2 protein-coding genes are annotated in these 1,898 nt (G+C 70.8%); one reads left to right on the top strand and one right to left on the bottom strand.

Annotated features, from left to right (window positions below):
- Positions 1 to 809 (bottom strand): ABC transporter transmembrane domain-containing protein (locus I59_RS04085; protein WP_042726446.1); only part of this gene is annotated, 809 nt, incomplete at its 3' end.
- Between the two features lie 132 nt (positions 810 to 941).
- On the opposite strand from I59_RS04085, the gene I59_RS04080 reads away from it, so the two are divergent.
- A partial coding sequence (locus I59_RS04080) for an APC family permease (RefSeq protein WP_022902779.1) occupies positions 942 to 1,898 on the top strand: 957 nt, incomplete at its 3' end.

Here is a 1,898-nt window from a genome sequence, read left to right as displayed (position 1 = left end):
AGCCGGATCTGGTTGCGGTTCTCGTCGCCGTAGCGCTGGGTCTCGCTGCGCTGCTGGTTGAAGCTCTTCGCGAGGAGGATGCCGGAGACGCTCAGTGCCTCCTGGGTGATCGCGGTCATGTCGGACAGCGACTCCTGCGTCTGCGCGGCGATGCGGGCACGGACCTGGCCGACGCGCCGCTGCGCGATCACGAGGAGCGGGAGCAGCACGACCGCGACGAGGGTCATCTGCCAGCTGAGCAGGAGCATCGCGACCACCGCGGCGATGACCGTCACCGTGTTGCCGAGGACGGATGAGATCGTGTTGTTGAGCACGCTCGCGACACCGCCGACGTCGTTCTGGAGGCGCGACTGGATGACCCCGGTCTTGGTGCGGGTGAAGAACGCGAGTTCCATGCGCTGCAGGTGGCCGAAGAGGCGCATCCGCATCGCGCCCATGACCTCGTTGCCGACGGTCGCGGTCAGGTAGGTCTGCCACACACCGATCCCGGCGCTGGCGATCCAAAGCCCGACCATCCCGCCGACGAGCGCGTACAGGACGGGGAGGTCGGGACCGCCGCCGCCCTTCGGGAAGAGTCCCTCGTCGAAGGCGCGCTGCGTCAGGAGCGGCGGGATCACCGAGAGCGCAGCCCCGACGAGCACGAGCACGACCGTCAGCACGATCGAGGCGCGGTGCGGCGCGAACAACCCGGAGATGCGCTGGAGCAGGTGTGGGATCCGCGGGGCCTCGGCGTTCGCGGCCTTCTGCGCCGAGTAGTCGCCGCTCGAGATCCGGCCGCCAGGGCGAGGACCGCGTCCGCCGTGTCCCATGCTCATGCGTGTCCCTCCCGCGTCGACCTCTGCAACGGTACCGCCGGGGAACGACATCGTCGCGGTCGGTTTGACCCCGCACGGGGGGCATGCCACCATCGTGCGTCCCCGTCCGGCCACCACCGAGGTCCCATGTCGTCCGCGCAGTCCCCCGTGTCCCTCCGGCAGCAGCTCGCCCGTCGCAAACCCATCGCGGACCTGCAGGCCGAGGCCGCCCGCGGCGTGAACGGCGAGCCGCTGCGTCGATCGCTCGGCGTGTGGCAGCTGACGATGATCAGCGTGGGCGCGACCCTCGGTACCGGCATCCTCGTGGTCCTCGGGACCGCGGTCCCGCTGGCGGGGCCCGCGGTGTGGATCTCGTTCGTGCTCGCCGGCGTCGCGGCGCTCCTGTCCGCGCTGTCGTACGCCGAGATGGCCGGTGCCGTGCCGACCTCCGGGTCGAGCTACTCGTACACCTACGCGACCATGGGCGAGGGGATCGCGTGGGTCTGCGGATGGTGCCTCGTGCTCGAGTACGCCGTGTCGGTCGCCGCCGTGGCGGTCGGGGCGAGCGAGTACGTCGACGAGACCCTCCGCGTGTTCGGGCTGCACCTGCCGGCCGCGGTCTCCGCTCCTCCCGGGGACGGCGGAGTCGTGAACCTGCCCGCAGCGGTGCTGGTGCTCCTCGCGACGGTGATCCTGCTCCCGGGCGTCCGCGAGAGCGCGTGGGTGAACACCCTGATGGTGATCGTGAAGATCGCCCTGCTGGTGTTCTTCGTCGTCGTGGCCTTCACGGCGTTCCGCGCGGGCAACTTCGAGCCGCTCGCGCCGATGGGTGCCGCAGGGGTCACCGCGGCGGCCTCCCGGCTGTTCTTCTCGTACATCGGCTTCGACGCCGCCTCCACCGCGGGCGAGGAGGCCAAGGACCCCCGCCGCGACCTCCCCCGCGCGATCATCGGGTCGATCGCCCTCATCACGGCGCTCTACATCCTGGTGGCCGTCGCGGCGATCGGTGCCCGGACGTGGACGTCGTTCTCCGACTCCGAGGCCTCGCTCGTCCGCATCGTCGTCGATGTCACCGGGCAGCCCTGGGTCGCGCTGGTGTTCTCG

The sequence above is a fragment of the Curtobacterium sp. B8 genome, assembly GCF_000333315.1.
Classification (GTDB): domain Bacteria; phylum Actinomycetota; class Actinomycetes; order Actinomycetales; family Microbacteriaceae; genus Curtobacterium; species Curtobacterium luteum.
This window is presented reverse-complemented; position numbering and strand designations above follow the sequence as displayed.